Annotated in this window: 20 protein-coding genes and 1 pseudogene; 10 read left to right on the top strand and 11 right to left on the bottom strand. The window is 56.6% G+C overall.

The features are described from left to right. Positions 1 to 17 precede the first annotated feature (17 nt). Positions 18 to 362, top strand: a complete 345-nt coding sequence (locus ACN0VL_RS04490; RefSeq protein WP_417614929.1) for a hypothetical protein — start codon at positions 18 to 20, stop codon at positions 360 to 362. Between the two features lie 63 nt (positions 363 to 425). On the opposite strand, the gene ACN0VL_RS04485 is transcribed toward ACN0VL_RS04490, so the two are convergent. From ACN0VL_RS04485 to ACN0VL_RS04475, 3 genes and pseudogenes are all read right to left on the bottom strand, one after another. Then, complete coding sequence (locus tag ACN0VL_RS04485; RefSeq protein WP_417614928.1) at positions 426 to 902, bottom strand: hypothetical protein; 477 nt, start codon at positions 900 to 902, stop codon at positions 426 to 428. Positions 903 to 1725: 823 nt separating this feature from the next. Next, positions 1726 to 2181, bottom strand: a pseudogene (locus ACN0VL_RS04480) (hypothetical protein); the annotation flags it as partial. Between the two features lie 216 nt (positions 2182 to 2397). Then, complete coding sequence (locus tag ACN0VL_RS04475; RefSeq protein WP_417614927.1) at positions 2398 to 3507, bottom strand: peptidase C39 family protein; 1110 nt, start codon at positions 3505 to 3507, stop codon at positions 2398 to 2400. A 137-nt stretch (positions 3508 to 3644) separates the two neighbouring features. On the opposite strand from ACN0VL_RS04475, the gene ACN0VL_RS04470 reads away from it, so the two are divergent. Continuing rightward, positions 3645 to 5108 (top strand): RimK family protein, encoded by a 1464-nt coding sequence (locus tag ACN0VL_RS04470; protein ID WP_417614926.1) that lies wholly within the window; start codon positions 3645 to 3647, stop codon positions 5106 to 5108. Between the two features lie 486 nt (positions 5109 to 5594). On the opposite strand, the gene msrB is transcribed toward ACN0VL_RS04470, so the two are convergent. Together msrB and msrA are read right to left on the bottom strand one after the other, a co-directional pair. Continuing rightward, complete coding sequence (gene msrB / locus ACN0VL_RS04465; protein WP_417614925.1) at positions 5595 to 6065, bottom strand: peptide-methionine (R)-S-oxide reductase MsrB; 471 nt, start codon at positions 6063 to 6065, stop codon at positions 5595 to 5597. Positions 6066 to 6069: 4 nt separating this feature from the next. Beyond that, positions 6070 to 6684: a peptide-methionine (S)-S-oxide reductase MsrA gene (msrA, locus tag ACN0VL_RS04460; RefSeq protein ID WP_417614924.1), complete on the bottom strand. Its 615-nt coding sequence runs from the start codon at positions 6682 to 6684 to the stop codon at positions 6070 to 6072. 272 nt (positions 6685 to 6956) lie between these two features. Here msrA and ACN0VL_RS04455 point away from each other — a divergent pair, with 272 nt between their 5' ends. Genes ACN0VL_RS04455 through ACN0VL_RS04445 form a run of 3 tightly spaced genes read left to right on the top strand, consistent with a single transcriptional unit; the run spans position 6957 to position 9514 of the window. Then, positions 6957 to 7751 (top strand): TSUP family transporter, encoded by a 795-nt coding sequence (locus ACN0VL_RS04455; RefSeq protein ID WP_417614923.1) that lies wholly within the window; start codon positions 6957 to 6959, stop codon positions 7749 to 7751. A 10-nt stretch (positions 7752 to 7761) separates the two neighbouring features. Further along, positions 7762 to 8769 (top strand): vitamin B12 ABC transporter permease BtuC, encoded by a 1008-nt coding sequence (btuC, locus tag ACN0VL_RS04450; RefSeq protein WP_417614922.1) that lies wholly within the window; start codon positions 7762 to 7764, stop codon positions 8767 to 8769. Beyond that, complete coding sequence (locus tag ACN0VL_RS04445; protein WP_417614921.1) at positions 8756 to 9514, top strand: ATP-binding cassette domain-containing protein; 759 nt, start codon at positions 8756 to 8758, stop codon at positions 9512 to 9514. The genes btuC and ACN0VL_RS04445 overlap by 14 nt, the downstream gene beginning before the upstream one ends. 43 nt (positions 9515 to 9557) lie before the next feature. Here ACN0VL_RS04445 and ACN0VL_RS04440 read toward each other — a convergent pair whose 3' ends face one another. Together ACN0VL_RS04440 and ACN0VL_RS04435 are read right to left on the bottom strand one after the other, a co-directional pair. Continuing rightward, positions 9558 to 10610 (bottom strand): 3-deoxy-7-phosphoheptulonate synthase, encoded by a 1053-nt coding sequence (locus tag ACN0VL_RS04440; RefSeq protein ID WP_417614920.1) that lies wholly within the window; start codon positions 10608 to 10610, stop codon positions 9558 to 9560. A 120-nt stretch (positions 10611 to 10730) separates the two neighbouring features. After that, positions 10731 to 11138, bottom strand: a complete 408-nt coding sequence (locus tag ACN0VL_RS04435; RefSeq protein ID WP_417614919.1) for a VOC family protein — start codon at positions 11136 to 11138, stop codon at positions 10731 to 10733. 350 nt (positions 11139 to 11488) lie between these two features. On the opposite strand from ACN0VL_RS04435, the gene ACN0VL_RS04430 reads away from it, so the two are divergent. Beyond that, positions 11489 to 11779 carry a putative quinol monooxygenase gene (locus ACN0VL_RS04430; protein ID WP_417615009.1) on the top strand — a complete coding sequence of 97 codons (291 nt, stop codon included), beginning with the start codon at positions 11489 to 11491 and terminating at the stop codon, positions 11777 to 11779. Positions 11780 to 11848: 69 nt separating this feature from the next. Here ACN0VL_RS04430 and ACN0VL_RS04425 read toward each other — a convergent pair whose 3' ends face one another. After that, on the bottom strand, positions 11849 to 12850 hold the full coding sequence (locus tag ACN0VL_RS04425; protein ID WP_417614918.1) for an LLM class flavin-dependent oxidoreductase: 1002 nt from the start codon (positions 12848 to 12850) through the stop codon (positions 11849 to 11851). A gap of 106 nt (positions 12851 to 12956) precedes the next feature. On the opposite strand from ACN0VL_RS04425, the gene ACN0VL_RS04420 reads away from it, so the two are divergent. From ACN0VL_RS04420 to ACN0VL_RS04410, 3 genes are all read left to right on the top strand, one after another. Then, the gene (locus ACN0VL_RS04420) at positions 12957 to 13448 is read left to right on the top strand and encodes a prolyl-tRNA synthetase associated domain-containing protein (protein WP_417614917.1); all 492 of its coding nucleotides are present in this window, start codon (positions 12957 to 12959) and stop codon (positions 13446 to 13448) included. Positions 13449 to 13586: 138 nt separating this feature from the next. Beyond that, a complete protein-coding gene (locus ACN0VL_RS04415; RefSeq protein ID WP_417614916.1) occupies positions 13587 to 15302 on the top strand; it encodes a PhnD/SsuA/transferrin family substrate-binding protein in 1716 nt (571 codons plus the stop codon). Beyond that, on the top strand, positions 15299 to 15883 hold the full coding sequence (locus tag ACN0VL_RS04410) for a response regulator transcription factor (protein ID WP_417614915.1): 585 nt from the start codon (positions 15299 to 15301) through the stop codon (positions 15881 to 15883). Before ACN0VL_RS04415 ends, ACN0VL_RS04410 begins: the two co-directional genes overlap by 4 nt. On the opposite strand, the gene ACN0VL_RS04405 is transcribed toward ACN0VL_RS04410, so the two are convergent. The 3 genes from ACN0VL_RS04405 to sppA all read right to left on the bottom strand — a co-directional run bounded on the left by ACN0VL_RS04405 (position 15880) and on the right by sppA (position 20963). Then, entirely contained in the window at positions 15880 to 17679 is a 1800-nt protein-coding gene (locus ACN0VL_RS04405) for an EAL domain-containing protein (protein WP_417614914.1), read from the bottom strand. The two genes, ACN0VL_RS04410 and ACN0VL_RS04405, sit on opposite strands and share 4 nt — an antisense overlap. Before the next feature lie 429 nt (positions 17680 to 18108). Next, a complete protein-coding gene (gene ansA / locus ACN0VL_RS04400) occupies positions 18109 to 19125 on the bottom strand; it encodes an asparaginase (RefSeq protein WP_417614913.1) in 1017 nt (338 codons plus the stop codon). After that, the gene (gene sppA, locus ACN0VL_RS04395) at positions 19125 to 20963 is read right to left on the bottom strand and encodes a signal peptide peptidase SppA (RefSeq protein ID WP_417614912.1); all 1839 of its coding nucleotides are present in this window, start codon (positions 20961 to 20963) and stop codon (positions 19125 to 19127) included. The genes ansA and sppA overlap by 1 nt, the downstream gene beginning before the upstream one ends. A gap of 300 nt (positions 20964 to 21263) precedes the next feature. On the opposite strand from sppA, the gene ACN0VL_RS04390 reads away from it, so the two are divergent. Continuing rightward, complete coding sequence (locus ACN0VL_RS04390; protein WP_417614911.1) at positions 21264 to 23270, top strand: FAD-dependent oxidoreductase; 2007 nt, start codon at positions 21264 to 21266, stop codon at positions 23268 to 23270. Positions 23271 to 23315 lie beyond the last annotated feature (45 nt).

Below are 23315 nucleotides of genomic sequence, written 5' to 3'. Positions count from 1 at the left end.
ATGACAGGAAGGTGACAGTGAAAAAGGAAGTGGCCGACAAGCTGGTAAAGATGATTATTATTCTAGAGGCGGTGGCAATGAGTGTCATCTTGCTGCTGCTGGCCTGGCTAACATTCAATGCAGAGCCTGGCCAACAGGCAGTGCAGGGCCCTTGGCTATGGCTGTTGTTACCGTTAATGGTTTTGTCGTGGTTGTGGCTGTGCCAACGCGCCTGGTATGGCTATTTGTCGAGCGAGGGGATGCGCAGGCAGTGGCCATTCTGGATGCTGGTTGCGGTGCAGCTGCCGTCTTTTCCACTGGGCACGTTAATGGGCGGGGCGTTGATCTTTCTCAAGATAAAGTATCGGCCTCGGGCGCAATAGCGAACCGCGCATAGCATAGCGCCCACCAAAAGGTGGGCGCTATGCTGGCTTTATGCGGATAACTTAATCACCCCAATCATGCTTGCGTCTGTGTTTGTGCTTATGCTTGTGCTTTTTGCCGTGATGGTGATAGTGATGCACTTCTCGTGCCTCACGATGGCCATCGCCAGACTTGGCACCCAGGGCCGAGCCGGCACCGCCGCCAATGCCGGCACCAATCAGCTGGCCGGTATTACCCCCCAGGTTCTTGCCCAGGGCGGCGCCACCCAGAGCACCAACGGCACCGCCCAGGGCGGCTTCGTTCTTGTTGCCTCTGTTGGCCGTTGCCGCACCACCGGCGGCACCGCCCAGGGCAGCCCCCACCAGGGCGCCGGTATCACCACCCATCTGGTTGCCCAGCAGGGCACCGGCTGCACCACCGGCACCGCCGCCCAGCAGGGTACTCAGGGTTTCACTGGCCAAGGCCGGCGTGGCTGCCAGCATCACTGGCAGTACGCCAAGGGCGATGATTTGTTTTTTCAACAGATGTGTTTTCAACATAAGACAGGTGTTCTCTCAGTCTGTTTAACTTGAGCCGACTATACAAAGCTTTAGCGATAAAGACAGCGATATGGCGCATCTCTGCACACTGTGTTTTTGCTGGCGCTTTGCTTTAAATTGTTGATTGTAATGTGTTTTATTTTGGTTTCGCCAAGGTTGGCGACCAATCGTGACCGACAGAAACTGACCATAGGCACGGCCACTGCAGTAGGGTGAGGCTCATACTAAACCGATTAAACAACAAAGCGGTTTTATTTTCTGGATTCCCGTCCCCGTCCCCGCCTTCGCGAGGATGACGTTCCTTCGCGAGGTTGACGTTCCTGCACGGGAATGACAAGGGGGAGGTGAGAATGACAATAGAGGGCACGTGGGAATGGTAAGAACTGGCAGGGCGACCTGTGCTTGTGCCGTCATCTTCGCACAGATGGGATTCATATTGTTGCCGTCACCCTCGCGAAGGCGGGGGTCCAGTGCAGGTAGTACAGCTTTAGAGATTGGCTTCTCGTCTACTGGAATTGGTTTGTCTTTATCGTGGAAATGACACACTTATTCAAGGGATTATAACGGGCTGAAGAGGGGTAGGGCAGAAGGGGAGAGTCGTCCCTGACTCAAGATATTCATTAATGACGAAGGCTTAATCGTCCCATCTGCCATTATGGCGTTTTTCCCACTGCTTATGGGCGTGCTTGCGTCTTTTGTGTTCATACTTGCGCATTTTTTCATAATGCTTGATTTCGTTTTTGCGCATCTTTTGGTAATACTTGCGCTCTTCTTTTCTGCGCTTGCGGTCGTATTTGTTGTCGTAGTAACCATTATAGCCGCGGTCGTGATCACGGTAATAATGGTGGTCGTGATCGCGATAATAACCGCGATCATCATGACGGATATGGCGACTGTCATGGCTGCGATGATGGGTATCACCGGTTCTGGCACCCAGGGCCGAGCCGGCGCCACCCCCCACACCGGCACCAATCAGCTGGCCGGTATTACCGCCCACTTCTTTGCCCAGGGCGGCACCACCTATTGCACCAACGGCACCGCCCAGAGCGGCCTCGTTCTTGTTGCCTCTGTTGGCCGTTGCCGCACCACCGGCGGCACCGCCCAGGGCTGCCCCCACCAGGGCGCCGGTTTCGCCGCCCATTTGTCGACCAATAAGGGCACCCGCCGCACCACCGGCACCGCCGCCCAAGATGGTGTTTAAATCTTCACCGGCAAAGACTGGTGTGGTCGCCAGCATCAGTGGCAGTAAGCCAAAGCTGATAATTCGTTTTTTCAACATAATACAGTCTCTCTCAGGCTGCTTAACTTATATTGACTATACAAAGCGGTGGCGGGAAAGAAAGGTAGCTCGGGGCGAGAGCCAAACAGCCTGATGGCTCTATTTCAGTGTAACAGGCTGATATTCATGCGATTTGTTGTTTTGGTGAGCCAGGGTGCGACCAAAGATGACCGACAGAAGCTGACTGCCGGCCCACATCTTTGCATTAAACCGCCATCAGCCGGCGTTAAACACCCACACCAGAGTACGCAGTCCCTGCTGACCATAACGGGCCAGGCGATCGAAACGGCTACGTTCTAGCGGTAGATACTGTTTATCCACCGCGCTTTCGCCGCTGGCTTCATCAATATCCGGGTCGTGAATATACACAAACTCCTTATCAATGGCGCACACCAACACCCAGTGCGGAGCCTTGCGACCATCCAGATGGTAGGTGCTGATCAGCACCAGGGGCAGGCCGCCCTGGTGCAAACCCTGCTCTATCTGCTCCAGGGTAAAGTGACCGTATTCGGCGGCTATGCCCGCCTCGGCCATTTGCGCTAAAAACTGCTGGTGCACCCGCTCCAGAATCTGCTTTTTATCGGTGGTGCGTACGCTACCCACAAACAAGGGCCCCATTTGGTTAAGGGTGAGCGCCACCTTGAAGCCGCGTCTGTGGGCGGCCAACGCCAATCCATGAGGGCCACAGCCACCGTGACCGCTGGTCATAAAAATGGTGGTGGCTTCGCGCCACAGCTGCAGTTCTTCGTCTATTTCCGGTTGATAGTCGGGAGACAGGGCACTGATGGCCATCATCAGGGAGGCAGGGCCACAGGTAAAGTCGGTGGTCTGGCGATAATAGGGCACCGTTATGCTGCCGCTATGGGGATGATAATGATGTATCCGCTTTTGGTAGCGCAGGGCGAGTTGCTGGTCTTCATAATAATTGTGGTAGACCCCAAACTGGCGGTATCCCAAACGCTGATAGAGATTTTGTGCCCAAATATTATCGGCGCGAACTTCCAGGCGCATAAACACGGCGCCTTGCGCTTGTGCCGCCTGCTCGGCCGCGGTCATCAAGGCGCTGCCCAGGCCCAGCCCGCGGGCTTCGGGTGATACGGCGATAGAATAAGTGCGTGCCAGGCGGGTATTACGGCGAAACAACACCAGAATATAGCCAAGCAACTGTTGATCTTGTTCGGCGAGCAGCAGTTTGTCCTGGGGGTGCTCAATAAAGCGTTGAAAGCTGCGCCGGCTGATCCTGTCGCCGCTAAAGCAGTGTTCTTCAAGGGCCACTAAGGGGTTGAGATCGGATTTTTCGGCGGCGCGAACAACAGGGGCAGACATAGGGCACCAAGGACGTGTGGCAAGTAATTCAAGATACGATAAATTGCTATTGGCCGCGAGAAAATTTCACTGTGCAGCCGGCTATTTATGTATAGAGTGATCCTATCTCACTGTGGCAATTTGAATGGGTTAGGTTAATGGCTCAACTTATTTTAGTGGTTGATGAACTGAGTGCGTGGGCACCGTATTTTCCGAGTGACAATCTGGTCGATTTTCAAACCTACCTTAAGCAGGCACCGGCTAAAAATGCCTCCCGGACCCGGGTGATTAACCTGTGCAAAAACAATAAATATCTGTCGAATGGCTATTACTGCTCCTTGCTGGCCGAGGCGCGGGGACAGCACGTGATCCCCTCGGTAGCCACCCTGAACAACCTGCGTAACAAGGGGATGTTTGCCTTTGGCTTTAACGGGGTGAGTGAGGCGGTGGCCACGCTGGCAAGCGATGAGCAACTCAAGCAAATCAAGCTGAAAAGTTACTTTGGCCGCAGCCCGGTGCCCGAGCTTGAAGCCCTGTGTCGCGAGTTGTTCGAGCGCCTGCCGTGCCCGGTGCTGGAGCTGACCTTCAAGAAGCGCACTCGCTGGGAGCTGACCGGCCTGGCTACCCTGTCGCCGCGAGAGCTGGCAGGTGAAGAAGAAGACCGCTTCGCCGAGGCGCTGGAAGCCTACTCGCGCATTATCTGGCGCAAGCCCAAGTCGGTTAAGCGCTATCGTTACGACTTGGCGATGCTGGTCAACCCGGAAGAAGCGCTGCCGCCGTCGGATGCCAAGGCATTAAGCCGTTTTGTCAAAGCCGGGGAGCGCGCCGGTGTCAATGTAGAGCTGATCACCCGCAAGGATTATCAACGGCTGGCGGAGTATGACGGGCTCTTCATTCGCGAAACCACCGCCATCGATCATCATACTTTTCGGTTTGCACAAAAAGCCGAGCACGAAGGTCTGGTGGTCATGGACTCGCCCACCTCTATCTTGCGCTGTGCCAACAAGGTGTTTCTGGCCGAAAGCTTTGCCAAGCATGGTGTGCCGACGCCCAAAACCCTGATGGTCAACCCGAAAGAAAAAACGGCGGTGGCCTGGCTGGAACAAGAGCTGGGCTACCCATTGGTGCTGAAAATTCCCGATGGCGCCTTTTCTCGCGGCATATACAAGGCCGCCGATCGCGCCGCCCTGGTCGAGACCCTGGCGACCCTGCGGAATGCCTCGGCGCTGGTTCTGGCGCAAGAGTACTTTTTTACCGAGTTTGACTGGCGGATTGGCGTGCTGAATCACGAACCTATTTTTGCCTGCAAATACTTCATGGTGAAAGGGCACTGGCAGATATATCGCCACAACGACGGTGGCAAAGAGGCGGATTCCGGCAGTTTTGTAACACTGCCAACCTATGAGGCGCCCAAGGCGGTGATCAGTGCCGCCCTCAAGGCGGTAAAACCCATTGGCGATGGTTTGTACGGGGTCGACATTAAAGAAGGTAAAGGCCGGGTGGCGGTCATAGAAGTCAACGATAATCCCAATATCGACCACGGCGTAGAGGATGTGTTTCTTAAAGACAAGCTCTACGACATGGTAATCGCCGACTTCGTGCGCCGGTTCGAGGCAAATTGAGTCATTGATGGTAAGGCGTGAATGGTGAGGAGTAAGGAGTAAGGAGGCCCCTGCTGTAGGCGAACAGGTGTTCTCGCATTACGCCGCAGGTGTAAATCAGGGCCCTCCGGATGCCGCCCAGTTGAATCAACGGCAAGCCATCCTGCTTCGCAGGACCGCCGAAGTCCTCTTTGCCAAAGAGACGGGCGGCTACAAAAGACGATGTTTGCCTTTAACGTACGGCGTATCTGGTTGTATTACCAGTAGGCAATCCGTGCCGTTTAGCCGTTCGACGCTGCGGCTACCTGTTTGGTATTACGTAGGCGAACACTTGTTCTCGCATTACGCCGCAGGCGTAAATCAGGCTCCTCCGGATACTGGCCAGCTGGGCCAACGGGCAACCATCCTGCTGCGCAGAATTTCGCAGCTGAAGCAGCGGCTACAAAGGCGGTTGTCCGTGGCTGACCGCTTACAGCTTAAAACTTACCGCTGTCCGAAGGACTCGGGTTACAGGCACTCGCGTTCGCCGCGGCGCAGGGGGTCGGGCTTGGGCTCGCCGTTGGCACAAAAATCGAGTGCGGCAGAATTCAGGCAATAGCGCAGGCCGGTGGGTGCCGGGCCATCGGGAAACACATGCCCCATGTGGCTGTCGCAGCGCTTGCAGCGAATTTCTACGCGGCGCATGCTGTGGCTCACATCCGAGAGTTCGATAATGTGATCCGGATGATAGGGCGCATAGAAGCTGGGCCAGCCGGTGCCCGACTCAAATTTGCAGGCGGATGAAAACAGCGGCAGTGCACACAATTTGCAGATGTAGCTGCCTTCTTGTTTATTCTCGAGCAGGCCACCACAAAAGGGCGCTTCGGTGCCATGGTTCAGCAGAATACGCCGTTCGTCTGCGCTCAGGGTGGCGGCGAGTTGCTCTAGCTGCTCTTTGCTGGGCGGGCTTAAATCATAAGCGCTGGGGATGAGAGCCATAACGTTACAGATCCTTTTTTAACCGATGTTTAAAGAAATGCTGCACCTTGGCCACTTTGGGCTGGGCAACGGCGGCAATGTAAGGTTGGTTGGGGTTGATGGCAGCATAATTCTGATGATAATTTTCTGCCGGATAAAACTCGGTCAGCGGCTCCAGGCTGGTGACAATGGGCGCCTTGAACGCGGCATTTTGTTCCAGCAGGGCAATATAGTCGCTCACCAGCTGCTGTTCGGTCTGGTCTTGATAAAACACGGCCGAACGATATTGGCGGCCCTGGTCGTGGCCCTGGCGGTTAAGCTGGGTGGGATCGTGTGCAATGCCAAAAAACACTTTCAACAAGGTGCCGGGGCCGATCAGCTGACTGTCATATTCTATGCGAATGGCTTCGGCATGATCGGTGGTGCCAGTGCAGACGGCATCGTAATTGGCGGTGTCTGCGCTGCCGCCGGCGTAACCGGACACCACATCAAGCACGCCATCAAGCTGGCGATACACGGCCTCGGTACACCAGAAACACCCGCCGGCCAACACCAGGTGGCGTACGCCCCGGTTGAGAAAGGCGTCGTCGTTGGCCTCGGGAAAATCGTTGGGTAACAGGCTCAGCACTGAATCTGGCATTACATTTCTCCTTGCTAATGAAACGCTACGTTAACATAGCTCACCGCCAGGCTAAACGGTCTTGGGCGTCGGCATGGGTATTAATAAGAACGATTAAACCCTGCTTGGTTCACTTTTCTGCCGGGTTGCTGCCGGTCACCCACACGGGGTGTGGTGCTTTTAACCCCGTACCAGGTTATTTACACGCTAACACACTGTGAGTGTTGAGTTTTGCTGTTGCTGAACATGTCATCCTGCTAGGCTATGCGCATTTATGCAAGGGCGAAACTTTCATGGAGCTGGAACTGCTTACTCTGGTGCTGCTGGCGGTGGCGGCACTGTTGGCCGGGTTTATCGATGCCATTGCAGGCGGAGGCGGCCTGATTACGGTGCCCGCGCTGCTGGCCACGGGCATGTCACCCACCATGGCGCTGGCCACCAACAAGCTGCAAAGCTGCTTTGGTTCCTTTTCTGCCACCTTTTATTATTTGCGTCGCGGTTTAATCGACTGGCGGACCATGAAATGGGCCGTGGTTTGCACCTTTATCGGCAGTATGCTGGGCACCCTGCTGGTGCAGCGCATCGATGCCTCGCTGCTGCAAAAAATACTGCCATTCTTACTGGCCGCCTTTGCCTTGTATTTTCTGTTTTCGCCCCGGGTGGGTGACGAAGATCGTCAGCGCCGGCTGGGTATTATTCCCTTTGCCTTGCTGGTGGGCACCGGGGTAGGGTTTTATGACGGCTTTTTTGGCCCGGGTACGGGTTCGTTTTTTGCACTGGGCTTTATTGCGCTGGCTGGCTTTAACATGGCCAGGGCCACGGCGCATACCAAGCTGCTGAACTTTACCTCCAACTTTGCGTCGTTGTTGTTTTTTATGCTGGGCGGACAGGTGGTGTGGGTGGTCGGTCTGTCGATGGCCCTGGGGCAGTTTGTGGGGGCGCGGCTGGGGTCAAAAATGGTGGTCAGCAAGGGCACGCGCATTATCAAACCCATGCTGGTCACTGTCTCCATGGTGATGTCGGTGCACCTGTTGTGGCAGCAATATCCGGGCTGGTTCAGCTGGCTGGGCTTGGCAACTCAAGGGTAATAAAAAGAGCATGCTGGAAGGACTATTCCAACGACAACAACGTAAATATCAATACTGGCTGGCGGGGCTGGGCATTGCACTGCTGGCCAGTATGTTGTTGAGCCTGCAATCAGGCGCCGTTGGGGTGGGCATAGAGGCGCTGTGGCGGCCGGTGTCGGCGCTGGAGCAGCAGGTATTCTGGCAACTGCGACTGCCGCGCACCCTGCTGGCGGTATTGGTGGGGGCCAGCCTGGCCTTGTGTGGTGCCGTTTTGCAGGTGCTGCTGCATAACCCCCTGGCCGAGCCGGGGTTGATTGGTATTTCCAGCGGTGCCAGTCTGGCGGCGGTACTCACGCTGTCATTGTCGGTGTCGTTGGGGATCACGCTGCCCTATTGGAGCCTGTCGCTGGCCGCCTTTGTGGGCGCCCTGCTGGTGACCCTGCTGTTATTGGCACTGGCGCGAAGGCGACTGGGGCCGGGCGCCTTGTTGTTGTTTGGGGTGGCGGTGAGTATTTTGGCCAATGCGATACTCACCTGGTTGTTGTATCTGGCCGATGATGCCTCGTTGCGCAGCTTTTTATTCTGGATGATGGGCAGCCTGGGCCATGGCCAGCCACTGTCGTTTGCCTGGTGGTTACCGGCGCTGGCCACGCTGGTGTGGCTGGTCCGCCAGGGCCGTCAGTTGGACATATTGGCACTGGGCGAAAGCCAGGCCCGGTTATTGGGGCTGAATGTGAAAAAACTGCAACCGCGGCTGGTGCTGGCGGTGTGTTTGCTCACCGCCTTTAGTGTGGCCATGGCCGGCCCCATTGGCTTTGTAGGCCTGGTGGTGCCGCACTTGTTACGGCTGCTGGTGGGGGGCAAGCAACGCTTTTTATTGCCCGCCTCCGTGCTGGCGGGTGCCGGGGTGCTGACGCTGGCCGATGTGGCGGCGCGTACCCTGTTAACGGTGGGCGAGATGCCGATTGGGGCCGTTACGGCGACCCTGGGGGCGCCGGTGTTTATCTGGTTGTTGGTGCGTCGTCATGCTGGCGCTTAACGGGTTTGTACAGGCCGGGCGAGTGGGCCCCATTAACGGCGAGTTTGCCGCAGGTGCCTTAACGCTGTTAATCGGCCCCAATGGCAGTGGCAAGTCGAGCCTGTTAACCGGTGCCGCGGGCTTGAGCGACAGTGAAGGCAAGGGCGAGGTGCGCCTGGCCGGTAAAGCCTTGTCCGGCTTTAGCCTGCATGAGTTGGCGCGACACAGGGCCATGCTGGCGCAACAGGCCAGCTTGCCCCATGGGCTGCGTGGTTACGAGTTACTGGCATTGGGTGCCGAGCCACTGGGGGGCGTCAGTGAGGCAGTATGTGAGTCAATTGCCCGACTGTCCGTTCCGTTAGGGTTGGAAAAACTGTATCAACGCCAGTTAAATACCCTGTCCGGTGGCGAGCAACAACGGTTGCTGATTGCCAGCACCTTGTTACAGGTCGATCCGGCCATCAACCCCGATGCACAATTGTTGTTGCTGGATGAACCCCTGGCGGGCCTGGACTGGCAGCATCAGCTGGCCACCCTGCGGGTGTTGCGCGGCTACGCCGAGCAGGGTCTGGCAGTGGTGGCGTCTATTCACGATATCAATATGGCCTGCCAATATGCCGATAGCATTTGGTGCTTGCATCAGGGCCGGCTGGTCGCCTGTGGAGGCCCCGAGGTCATCAGCCCGGCGCTGATCGCCGAGGTGTTCGAGGTCAAGGTCAAGGTCATCGAGCAAGACGGCCTGCGCATTATGCTGCCCCAGGAATAAAACGAGAGGCAACAGAAACACCTCACACCTCACATTTTACGCATCACCCTTCAGCGCCCTTAACCGTGTCATACAGCTTTTTCAGCAACTGTTCGGTATCACTCCAGCCCAGGCAGGCGTCGGTAATGCTTTGGCCAAAGACCGCAGCCTTGTCATCTACAACATCCTGGCGGCCGGCTTCAATAAAGCTTTCTATCATGATGCCGGCAATATAACGGCTGCCAGCAGACAGCTGCCGGCAAATATCGTCTGCTACCAATAGCTGGCGCTGATATTGCTTTAGGCTGTTGCCGTGGCTGAGATCCACCACCAGTCGGGTCGGCCGGCCCAGCTGTTGCAGCTCGTCTACGGCAACCGCTATGCTGTCGGCATCGTAATTCGGTGTTTTACCGCCGCGTAAAATAACATGGCCAAAAGGGTTGCCATCGGTTTGGTAGATGGTCATGCGGCCGTGCTTGTCAGGCGAGCAAAAAATATGGGAGTGGCTGGCGGCGCGTACCGCATCCAGTGCAATCTGAATGTTGCCGTCGGTGCCATTTTTAAAGCCCACCGGGCACGACAAGGCCGAGGCCATTTCCCGGTGCACCTGAGATTCGGTGGTGCGGGCTCCTATGGCGCCCCAGCTGATCAAGTCGGCAATATATTGCCCGGTCACCATATCCAGAAATTCGGTGGCGGTGGGCAGCCCCAGGGCATTGATGTCGTACAACAGCTTGCGCGCCAGTTGCAGGCCGCTATTCACATCAAAGCTGCCATTCAGGTGCGGGTCGTTGATCAGTCCTTTCCAGCCCACTATGGTGCGGGGCTTTTCGAAGTAGGTGCGCATCACGATGCACAGCTGGTCGGCATAGCGTTCGCGCAGGGGGGCCAGTCGTTCGGCATAGGCGAGGGCGGCGGCGGTATCGTGAACCGAGCAGGGGCCAATCACCACCAGCAGTTTATTGCTGTGGCCCGTTAAAATGGCTTCTATGTCGGCACGCGTACTCAGCACAGTGTCGGCCATGGCCTCGGTAACGGGGAATTGTTCGTTAAGTTGCTGGGGCGTGATCAGCTGCGCCAGGCGGCGACTTCTTAATTCATCGGTATGTAAGGACATAGCTTGCTCTATTGCAAAATGGGGTGATAGGGCCGGCCTCGCTCATGAGGCAACCCTAGAGCACTATGGTGCTTACCATAACGGAAAGCCGTGACCGGGAAAACCACGGCGAAGGCATTATTAGGGATTGGTAAAGCGCTGGCCAGAAATGTCCGGATGATAAATAGGCTGGATCACGTTGCCGGCCGGATCGGTCACATGAAAACTGCGGGCGCCGTCGGCGTGGTCGTGCGGCGTGTCCAGCATGGTGACGCCCTTGCTTTGCAGATACAAAAACCACTGATCCAGCTCGGCCTTGCTATCCACAATAAAGCCGAAGTGATCCATGCTCTGCACGCCACTGGCAGGCACATCGGCCCGGCCCAAAGACAGGTTGTCGTTGCCACAGGTCAGGTATACCAGGTCTTTGTGGGCGCGGCGCAGCAGCTGCATGCCCATTATCTCGGTATAAAATTGCTCGCATTCTTCCAGGTTGGGCATGGTGAAGGCGATATGACGCATGCCGTTTAAACGACCGGGTCTTTCCATGGCAGAGCTCCTTGTCTATGGCTTGAATAGTTGTGTACTATTTGTTGAATTTAAATGAACAAATGGAGTTTACAATGTATTCGATTATAGTCAAAACCAAGCTCAAGCCAGGCAAAGCCGAGGAATTTCTGGCAGCCATGCTGCCTAGGGTCTGTTGACCTTTCGCGGTTAAATTTTGTTCGAGTTAAACGCGTTTTTATCGCGGCGAGCGGGTTGTAGCCTAGTCATTCTAAGCAAAGCCCGCTCAACAAAGAGAAAAACGCGTTTAGCCGAACCCGCAGGGCAGCGCTTGTGGCGTCTTTCTACTGCGTTACCGCTTATTTATGGAGAGTGACTACATGGCATAAGCGCTGCCTTGTATAAAGACGCCACAAACTGCTGCAAAAATCATCTCGAAAGGTCAACAGACCCTAGCCGCAGCCTCGGTGCGTGACGAGCCTGGCTGTCATACCTTTGATGTGTTGCAGGACCAGGCCGACCCCGAGCTGTTCTGGTTATATGAAATCTATCAGGATGAAGCGGCCCTGGCCGAACACAAGCTGACGCCCCATTACAAGGCCTGCCGCGCTGTGGTGACCGAGCTGATTGCCGAGCAGTCGGTGATCCGTGCCGACGTACTGGCGGTCAACCCCAGCCGTTAAAAACGTGAGGGGTGAAGCGGAAAGAGTGAAGAGTACAACTTTAACCCTTCACTCTTCACCCATTACCCTTCACTGTACCTTAACCAGTTCCGCGAGCAGGCTTAAGCTGTGATGGCGGGCACTTTGTTCATAAATATCGGACACTATCATCAGCTCGTCGGCACCGGTTTGGGCCAGCAAGCGTTCCAGCTGCTGCGCGACCTGTTCCGGTGCCCCCACCACGGCGGCGCCCAGGAAGCTTTCTACGCCATTTTGTTCATGGGGCAACCAGCGGCTCGCCATGTCGGTCACGGGCGGTTGCAACAGGCGGGTGTCGCCGCGGAGTAACGACAGCACTTTTTGCTGGGCCGTGGTGGCCAGCAAGGCGGCTTGCTGTTCGGTATCGGCGACGATGGCGGGCACGCCGACGATCACATAAGGCTCGCTTAACACAGCTGAAGGGCGAAAGGTGCGCTTGTACAGTGCCACTGCGTCTTGCAGCATGCGCGGGGCAAAGTGTGAAGCAAACGCATAAGGCAGGCCCATTTGTGCGGCCAGTTGTGCGCTGAACAGGCTTGAGCCCAGCAGCCAGATGGGTACCTGGGTACCGGCACCGGGAATGGCGATCAGTTTTTGGCCATGTTGAGCCGGCGCCAATAGCTGTTGCAGTTGCTGCACCTGTTCGGGGAACTGCTCGGCATCTTCCGGCCGGCGGCGCAGGGCACGCATGGTATCCTGATCGGTCCCCGGTGCGCGGCCCAGCCCTAAATCGATGCGCTCGGGATACATGGTGGCCAGGGTGCCAAACTGTTCGGCTACCACCAGAGGCGGATGATTGGGTAACATGATGCCCCCCGAGCCCACGCGGATGCGTTGGGTGTGGCCGGCAATGTGGCCAATCAAGACCGCGGTGGCCGAGCTGGCAATGCCGTCCAGGTTATGGTGCTCTGCCAGCCAGAAGCGCTCGAAGCCGAGCTGCTCAACATGACGCGCCACCGCCACCGAGTCGTTAATAGCATCGGCGGCAGTGTGATCGGCACGAATGTGCACCAGATCGAGCATAGAGAGTTTAACGCGGGAAAGGGCAGACATAACAAGCACTCGCTTTAATGGTACAGGGGTGAGATAACAGCATATCCGACTGCCATTGGCCACCCTTGGCCGGTAATTGATTGTACAGATGAGGACATAGCAGAAGATGACAACAGATATTATGGCGCAACTGGCCAGCTGGCAGATCAGCCCGGAGCTGATAGAGCATCCACCGCTGTTTACCTGTGATGATGCGGACCGCCTGTTACTGAAGCGGCCCGGCACCCGGCTGAAAAACCTGTTTTTGCGCGATAATTATGGTCGCCGTCATGCCTTGCTGTTAACCCGTCCCGACAAGCAGGTAGACCTGAAAGCCTTGTCCACGCAGCTGGGCTGGTCGCGAATCGGCTTTGCGTCCAACGAGCGGCTGCTGCGTTATTTAGGCGTAGAGCCTGGCCATGTGTCTGTGCTGGCATTGGTGAACGATACGCAACAGCAAGTCGAGCTGTGGCTGGATCAAGACCTGATAGACGGTGACCATTTTCATTGCCATCCGCTGCGCAACACCGCCACCGTCTTGTTAAGCAAAACCGATTTGCAACATTTTACCGAGCAAACCGGCCATACTCCGCAGTGGCTGAATATACCGGAACGGTAACGAAAAATGTAAAGAGTGAGGCGAGAGGAGAAAGCCGTTCATTTTTTCAACGCACGGGACGACAAAAGACGGTGGGTACTTGTCTCGAACCTATACTCACGGCAGGGTAATTTTGCGTTCCACAGAAGGAAATCCGACGTGATCTGTAACAGGATGTTACTCGGCTTGGCGCTGCTTTTGTTCAGCCTGACGGCGGCGGCCGAGCAATATACGGTGGGTTTTTTAGCCTTCAGGGGCGAAGCGCAGGCCCGTGACGAATGGGCGGCGACCCTGGCCGGCCTGAATAATGCCATACCCGATCATCATTTTGTGGGGCGTTATCTGACCCAGCAGCAGCTGGATCAGGAGTTAAGTTCCGGACAGCTGGATTTTGTTGTCACCCATCCGGCGCATTTCATGTTGAGCCAAAGTCAGCAGCTGAACTGGCTGGCGTCTTATCTGGATCCTTATTACGGTCAGGCGCGCGCCAGTGTCGCCGGTACCCTGTGGGTGCGGGCCGACAGTCAGATTGTCGAACCCGGTCAGTTGCGCGGCCAGCCCGTGGGGGCGGTACACGAACAGGCCTTTGGCGGTTATTTGCTGGTGGCAGAGCAATTGCGCCGCCAGGGCGTGCAGCCGGCGGATCTCGACTTGCGTTTTAGGGGGTATCCGGTAGATGCTCTCGTGTACTTGCTGCGCGATGGCGCCCTGACCGCGGCCATGCTGCCCACCTGCCTGCTGGAAAACATGCAGCAGGAGGGGCTGATAGAGCTATCTAATTTTCGTGCACTTATGGTGCAGGAAGACGAGCACTGTGCGCGTTCTACCCCCTTGTATCCGGGGTGGAGCTTTGCCGCCGTGGGCATCACGGACGAAAAACTGCTGCGTATCACCAGCCGTGCCTTGCTGAGCCTGGAGTTCCAACAGCGGCCCTTATGGGGGGCGCCAATTCGACTGGATGAGGTTGAGCAGCTATTAACCGACTGGCAGCTGGGGCCGGCGGCGGCTCCGGTGTTGCCATTGCAGTTGCTGCGTCAGATGATTATTCGTTATTGGCCTTTTCTGGCCGCTCTGGTGATTATCTTGCTGGCCTTGTTGCTGCATCATTACCGCGTCACGCTGTTATTGCTCAGACGTACCCAGGAGCGGGATAAGCTGCATAGCCTGATGCAGGACAAAGAGCAGGAGCTGGCGCAGGCGCGCCAGCGTATTCTGATGGGAGAAATGGCCACCGGCCTGGCTCATGAGCTTAATCAGCCCTTGTCGGCTATTCAGGCGTATGCCCAGGCAGGCGAGCTGGTCAGCCAGACCGAACAGCAACAAGAGGCCTTTGGCCGCATCGTGTCCGAAACCGAACGGGGTGCCGCCATTATTCGCCGTTTTCGCCAATGGGCCACTCAGCCTTTGCCCAGCGCCGAGCCTGTGGCGCTGGCCAGCGTGTGTCGGGAGTTGGTGACGCGGATGCAGCCGCGGGCCTATGCCCTGAACGTGACCTTAACCAGCCAGTTGAGCGAGGGTAGCCTGTTAACGGTGCGCCCGGCGGTAGAGCAGATTTTGAATAATCTGCTGGGCAATGCGTTGAATGCCCACGGACGACTAACGACGGGGTCTGCTTCGGTGCGCGGCCATATCTGGGTGAGGGCCCATCCCGTCAACGGCGGCTGGCAAGTTACCATAGAAGATGATGCCGGCGGGGTCGACTCCGCTATTATTGCCTCGTTGCAGCAAAACCTGCCCGCAGCTCATTATCATGGCATGGGCATAGGGCTGCTGGTCAGCCATCGTCTGGCACTGCGCTTGAATGGCCGACTGACATTGGAAAATACCGCCAACGGCACCCGCGCCAGCTTGTTCTTGCCCGAGGAGAGCGAATGAAAATTTATATTCTGGATGACGATCAACAGGTAGTGGCAGCCAATCGTTTTTTGTTGGATGCCATGGGCCATGCCAGCCAGGGCTGGTCGGATCCCGAGCAGTTTCTGGCCGAGCTGGATGAACAGACGCCGGCCATTTTACTGCTCGATCTGGCCATGCCCAAGCTCGATGGGCTGGCGGTACAGCAGGCGTTGTTGAAGCGTCAATGCGCCATTGCCGTGATCTTGCTCACCGGTCATGGGGATGTGCCGCAGGCCGTGGTGGCCATGAAGCAGGGCGCGGTGGATTTTCTGGAGAAACCGGTGGATGCGAGGCGGCTGGCCAGCGCCCTGGCTCAGGCGCGAGTGCGGGTCAGGCAGCTGACGGAACAGGCAAGAGTACGCCAGCTCTTCAGTCAGCTTTCCAACCGCGAGCGAGAAGTGGTTAACCTGGTTGCCGAGGGCTTGACCAACAAGGCCATTGCCGAGCAGTTGTGCGTGGCGGTACGCACCGTAGAAGTGCACAGAGCCTCGGCCATGCACAAGCTCAAGGTCACCAATATGGCCGACTTGCTGAACCACTGGCGATTATGCCAGGCCTAGAGTTTGTCATTGACAATAATCTGCTCGCACAGCCATTCCAGCAGGTTATCGAGCGGCATGGGCCGGGCGAACAGGTAGCCTTGTCCCATCTCGCAGCCCTGTTGTAGCAGATAGGCTTTTTGTTCCGGGTGCTCTATGCCCTCGGCGATGATCGAAAAGCCGAAGCGCTGCCCCAGTCGCAGGATCATCTCGGTAATATGCCGCGCGTTGATGTCGGTGGTGACGTCGTCGACGAAACTTTTGTCAATTTTGAGGCAGTGGGCCCTCAGGTTGGTAATTTGGGACAGCGAAGAATAACCGGTTCCAAAATCGTCGATGCTGATCTGGATGCCTGCGTCGATAAGCCGGTCCAGTACCTGCCGAAACTGGGCATAGTCTCTCATCACCAGCGTTTCGGTGATTTCGACCTGCAGCAGCCGAGCCCCTGGCTGGTCCGAACGGGCAAAGTCAATCAACTCTGCCATCAGGGCACCGTCGAGCAGATCGCTGCTGGAGAGGTTAAAGGCAATGGGAAGGGCATAACCTGCGGTGTTGAGAGCCTGCAGTGCCGTTACCACCTGTTTGAACACCAGACGGTCGATCAAGCCGATTTCGCCCGAGGCCTCGGCGATGGGAATGAAGTCGGATGGCGGCACAAAGTGGCCATCCGGGTGCTGCCAGCGTACCAGGGCTTCCAGGCCCACTACGGCTTCATCAACCAGGCGCACCTTGGGCTGCAGGACGATACTGAGCTGCTGGTCATTGATTGCCTGACGCAGATCCTGCAGCAGATTGTAGCCCGCAGAGGTCCTGTCGCTAAACTGCTGATCCACATGGATGAATTGCTTGCCGGCTTTGCGTGCCGCCGTGCAGGCCGCGCGTGCCAGTACCAGAATGGTTTCGGGCTGGCGATGACTAAAATGATGCAGTTCCAGTAACGAAGCGGTCAGAAACAGCTGCCGGCTAAAGTCACCGACCATGATGAGCCGCTGCTTGAAGGTATGGTGGGAGAAGTCTGGCCGTCGAGGCAGCAGCAGTACAAAGGTATTGTCCCAGGTTTTGGCAATCGCAATGGCCTCGGGCAGCTGGGATGACAACGCCTGATAAACCTGTTGCAGCAGCCGGTTGCAGAATGGCTCGCCAAAGGTCAGCATGCGTTCATCGAACTGTTCAATTTCAACTTTCAGCAGCAGGGTCTGGTCGAGCTCCCGGGGGGTCATCAATTCCAGTTCACGTACCAGCCAGTTGCGGTTGTGTATGCCCAGTACCGGATCCCGGTAGGCCAGATCCGACAGGCGACTCAGCAAGGCAATGTTCTGGAAGCCATTGGTTATGCTTTCGCAAAACATGTTCAGTAACGAACGAGAGGCGACTGACAGTGGGGTAGGATGCTTGAGCAGCATCAGGTAGGCGTGAGCCCCGGTTTCCTGGGTATTGAAATAGCAGATGCTGTACTCGTCTTGCCATTGATGCTCGCGGTGCAGAATGGCTTGCTCTATGGCTGCGGTCGGCCCTTCGAGGTGCGTGACAGCAAGTGGAGCATGATCGGGCAGATACTCGAAGTCACCACTGGTGGCTATCACCTGCAGGGGAGGCTCGGCGTGTGGGGGCAGGGAGCAGATAATGCCGGCATCTAGGGTGTCAATCAATTTGCCAACTTCGCTCAGTACGGAACTGGCAAAGCAGGACAGATTTTGCTTGCTGTTGATGGAATTGGAGGCGGCGACCACACTCTGTACCGTCCAGCAGGCATCTGTTTTGTGCGCTAACGTTTCATCCTGATCGTCGGCAAACTCGAAAGTATCACTTTTTTCCATCTGTATTCAGCCTTCATTGGTCGGCGTCAGTCTGACTGCGCGCTTTATTTATCCCTGGCACATAAAAATATAGTCTCAAATGTTGCAGATAAAGTTAAACGCCTGATAAAAACAGGACAGCATTAGCATTAACCACATTTAATTCAGTTGAGCGGGTACTAACGCTGCTCGCGCAAGACATCTTGATTGGCTTGTTTATTCTTGAGTGTATGGCGTGGGTTATGTCGAGGTTTTGTATTGCGCTTGTTTTGTAGCCAGTTGATATATTACCGCCGAGTTGGTCATTAACCTGAAACATAATGGCAACAGTATCCGGCGCCCGGTCAGAAATCAACCGACCGGGAAAGTGCCTGATGTAACAAAGGGCCGGGCAAGGCTGAATCACCTATCCATGGCGATCCCAAAGGGCCGGCAGATGGCCAGGCAGTTTTATGCCGGGCGGCTTAATTCACCGCGCAGGCTTTGCCCCATTTGCTCGCGCACCTGTGCCGGTGTGAGGTTTTTACTCAGCAAATAATGCAGCTTGGTCAACGCGGCCTCTGTGGTCATGTCGTAGCCGGAAATCACGCCCGCCGCCGCCAGTGCCTTGCCCGGGGCGTAGCCGTCCATGTTGACGCTGCCGCGCTGGCACTGGGTGAGGTTAACGATGATCACGCCCCGTGCCGACGCCTCGGCCAGCAGGGTCAGCATGGCCGGATTCTGCGGAGCATTACCCACCCCGTAAGACAGCAATATCAGCGCCTTGACCGGCTGCTGTAATATATTGGCAATTACCGCAGCGCTAATGCCCGGATACAGGGTCACCACACCGATAGGCTGAGGGGTAATGGGGCTGACGGTCAGCGGCTTGCCACTGGGTTTGCCCAAAATGCCTGCTTCCAGGCTGATGTGAATACCCGCATTGAGCAGAGGCGGAAAATTGGGAGAGTCGAAGGCTTCAAAGCCGTCGGCGTGTTCTTTGCTGGCGCGATTGCCTCTATAGAGCCGATTATTAAAAAACAGCCCCACCTCGTTAATAGGATAATGGGCGGCTACATAGAGGGCATTCAATAAGTTGGGACGACCGTCGGATCTGAGTTCGGCCAAGGGAATTTGTGAGCCGGTGATAATCACCGGCTTGTCCAGGTCTTCCAACATGAACGACAGCGCCGCGGCGGTAAATGCCATGGTGTCGGTGCCGTGCAAGACCACAAAGCCGTCGTAATGCTGGTAGTTGGCCTGAATATCGTCGGCAATGCGTTGCCAGTCGGCGGGGGTCATGTCTGCCGAATCGATCAGCGGTTCATATTCATGAATATGATAAGCAGGCATCTCGGCACTGTGAAACTCCGGCGTTTTGGCCAGTCGCTCCGTCATAAAGCCCGCCAGGGGCACATAGCCTCTGGCGGATTTTTGCATTCCTATGGTGCCACCCGTGTAGGCGATATAGATTTTTTTAGGCTGCATTAAAACTCCTGACACGCTACGCACAACACATACTGACCACGAATGTCGTCAAACTGGCTCAAGGTGGCCAGCTCCTGTTTTAGCTGCTGGCCGGCGGGCTGCAATACCGCAGGCAGGGCCGCGCTTACCCAGTCGGCAAGCGTATTGGAATCACTCATGAACTGGGACAGCAACTTCTCTTTGGCCGTCATCGGCATTTGCACCCGTTTGACGCTGAACTCGCCCAGGTTGGCCAGTTCGGCCGCACCGGCCAGGGCATCGTCCAGGTATCCCAGCTCATCCACCAGTCCCAGCTCTTTGGCATCTTTTCCGGTCCATACATGGCCTTGAGCCGCACGCTCCACCTGTGCCGGCTTCATGTCGCGGCCCTTGGCAACCAGGTCGACAAACTGACCATAGGTGTGTTCAACCCCCATCTGGATCAGCTGCTTGGTGTGTTCGGGCAAGCCCGTGGTCAGGCCTGCGCCAACAAAGTCGGTGGTGCCGACGCCATCGGTGTTCAGGCCCAGCTTCTCGAAGGCTTCTTCAAAGGTTAAAAACAGGCCGAATACCCCGATAGAGCCGGTCAGGGTGGTGGGAGCGGCATAAATCTTGTCGGCATCGGCCGCTATCCAGTAACCGCCCGAAGCGGCCGTGCTGCCCATGGAGATCACCAGAGGCTTGCCGCTTTCTTTAAAGCGCAGCAAGGCGCTGCGGATTTGTTCGGCGGCAAAGGCACTGCCGCCGGGGCTGTCCACGCGCAGCACCAGGGCGTGAATGTCCGCATCCAGGCGCGCCTCGTTGATCAGCTGGCTCAAGTGCTCATCATTAATGCTGTTGGGCGTGGCGGTGGGGCCACTCATAATGGCACCGCTGGCGGTGATCAGACCCACAGCCGGGGCTGACTTGGGCTGAGTTTTGGTGTGTCTGAGATAAGTGGCAATATCCAGGCTCATATACTGGTTGGTCTGGCTGTTCCAGCCTACCTGCTCGGCCACGGTTTGCAGCATGTCTGTTCGGCTGGCCAGGCGGTCCACCAGGCCTTGCTCCAGGGCGTAACGAGCCGGATCACCCTTGGCGGCGGCAAAACGGCTGAGCAATTGCTCTTTGCTGGGGCTGATATGATCGGCCGGAATATTTCTTAATCTGGCCACGTTATCCTGATAATGCTGCCACAACTGACCCAGCCAGCGCAGGGTGTCCTCCCGGCTTTCTGCCGACATGTCGTCGCGGATATAGGGCTCGACAAAGGATTTATAGGTGCCTACCCGAAATACGTGAGGGGTGATATTGAAACGTTCGAACGCCGACTTGTAATGCAGTCGATACACTCCCAGCCCCTGAATGGTGACTGCACCGGCCGGGTTGAGCAGAATTTCATCGGCATGAGCGGCCAGATAATACTGGCCCTGGGTGTAGTAATCACCAATGGCGTACACCGGCTTGCCCGAGGTTTTAAAGGCTTCAATGGCTGCGCCCACTTCATCGAGTTTGGTCATGCTCGACTCCGTCATGTTTTGCAGCTGCAGCACCAGGGCACCAATGCGATGGTCGTTGCGGGCCTGGTCCAGTGCATCTTTAATCTGGTTCAGGGTCATGGCGGGCGGAGTGGTGTCGCCAGCAAACCATTTTTCAGCCAGGCGTCGTGGGCTGGTGGGGGTTTCCTGCTCCAGCACCGGGCCGGCCAGAGCCAGGGTGAGGGCCGCTTTTTCTGGCAGTACCACGGTTTCATCTTCGCCGCTAAAAATCAGCACCGTAAACACTATGATGGCTAAAAAAAACAAACCTGATACCAAAAGACGAATGGCATTCAATACCCGGCCCAGAGTACGAAAGAACCACTTGATCGCAGACCACATAACATTGCCTTAAACGAAACGATTGTTGAATCAATCCATTATGAAGGCAGCGAGGGCACAATACCACGCTAAAACAATGCACCAAGTCGTGCTTTTGTAGGCGAACACTTGTTCTCGCATTATGGCGCAGGCATAAATCTTGTTGGCTTCCACCCAAGAGCACTGCCTTATTAAAAGAAGGCGTCTTCGAATCAACTTAATCCACAGGGCGCTCGTCCCTCAATTAAACAAACGTTTGAAAGTGTGCTGGCGATGCAGTAGCCTGAAGTGGTCAAACCTGTAGCGATAGGCGGAAGCATAATGAGCCATTACCCCCATTTATTGTCTCCTCTGGATCTGGGCTTTACAAGGCTGAAAAACCGGGTGCTGATGGGATCGATGCACACCGGGCTGGAAGAAGAAAAAGGCGGTTTTGCTAAACTGGCCGCCTTTTATCGAGAACGCGCGCGCGGTGGTGTGGGCCTGATCATCACCGGCGGCATCGCCCCCAACTTTCGCGGCCGCTTGCTGGCCAACGCCGCCCAGCTCAGCTTTAACTGGCAGGTGTCGCGCCATCGTTTACTGACCGAGGCGGTGCATCAGGAGGGCGGTAAAATTGCGCTGCAAATCCTGCATGCCGGCCGTTATGCCTACCATCCTTTTTCTCAGGCGCCGTCCGCTAAAGCGGCCCCCATTACCCCCTTCAAGCCCGGGGCCATGAGTTCGCGCCAGATCCAAAGTTGTATCAAGGACTTTGCCCATACCGCCAAACTGGCACAACAAGCCGGCTACGACGGGGTGGAAATCATGGGCTCAGAGGGTTACCTGATTAACCAGTTTCTGTGTGCCAGAACCAATCTAAGAACCGATGATTGGGGGGGCAGCAGTGAGCGGCGCCATCGTTTTGCCGTGGACATAGTGCAGGCGGTGCGCGCCGCCGTGGGTGACGAGTTTATTCTGATCTTCCGGCTATCCATGCTGGATCTGGTGGAGCAGGGCTCAACACTGGAGGAGGTGATTGCGCTGGGGCAGGCGCTGGAGCAGGCCGGCGTCAACATCATCAACACCGGTATCGGCTGGCACGAAGCGCGAATACCGACCATCGCCACCAGCGTGCCCAGAGCCGCCTTTAGCTGGGTGACCGAACGGGTTCGCCAGGCACTGTCGATTCCGGTAGTGGCCACCAACCGCATTAATACCCCTGAGGTCGCCGAGCACATACTGGCCTCGGGCCAGGCGGATCTGGTGTGCATGGCACGGCCTTTTTTGGCCGATGCCGACTTTGTCAACAAAGCGGCGGCGGGGCAGGCCAAGCTGATTAACACCTGCATTGCCTGCAATCAGGCGTGTCTGGACCATGTCTTCAAACGCCAACGGGCGACGTGTCTGGTTAACCCCCGAGCCTGTTACGAGACCGAGCTGCTGGCAACCACCACGGCCACTCCCAAGCGGCTGGCGGTGGTGGGATCGGGCCCGGCGGGGTTGAGCTTTGCCTGCCAGGCGGCGGAGCGAGGTCACAAGGTGGTGCTGTTTGAGAAAGCTGCTGAAATAGGTGGCCAGTTCAATTACGCCAAGCAAATACCGGGTAAAGAAGAGTTTCACGAAACCTTGCGCTACTTTCGCCACCGCCTGCAGCAGACCGGCGTGGAGGTGCGGTTGGGGATCCAGGCCGAAGCGGCACAGCTACAGGCATTTGACGAGGTCATACTGGCCAGTGGCATATTACCGCGCACCCCCAACATAGACGGCGTTCGGCATCCCAAGGTGCTGAGTTATCTCGATGTGCTGGCGCGCCATGCCACTGTGGGCAACAAGGTGGCCATTATCGGCGCCGGAGGGATTGGTTTTGATGTAGCCGAATTTCTGGTGGCCAGTGGCCATCAAAACACCGAGCAGTGGCTGGCCGAGTGGGGGATCGATAAAGACTATCGCGCGCCTGGCGCCTTGATGCCGCCGACCCCCATGGTGCCGGCTCGCCAGCTGTGGCTGTTACAGCGCAAGACGGATAAGCCGGGCAAGGGACTGGGTAAAACCACCGGCTGGATCCACAGAGCCAGCCTGCGCCAACATGGTGTGCACATGTGGGGTGGCGTGAGTTATCAATGCATTGATGATCACGGGCTGCATATAGTGCGCGAGGGTAAAACCCTGTGCCTGCCGGTCGACAACGTCATTATCTGTGCCGGTCAGCAACCCCAGCGTGACCTGCAAGCCGCGCTCACCGAGTTGGGCTGCACGGTACACCTGATTGGCGGGGCCGATGTGGCGGTCGAGCTGGATGCCAAACGCGCCATTCGCCAAGGCATGGAGCTGGCACTGAAAATATAGAGTGAAGGGTAAAGAGTGAGGGGTGAATGTAACGCCTAACGCCTA

Source organism: Oceanisphaera sp. (assembly GCF_048268965.1).
Classification (GTDB): domain Bacteria; phylum Pseudomonadota; class Gammaproteobacteria; order Enterobacterales; family Aeromonadaceae; genus Oceanimonas.
Note: the sequence above shows the minus strand (reverse complement) of the source record. Positions and strands in the feature narration are given on the sequence as shown.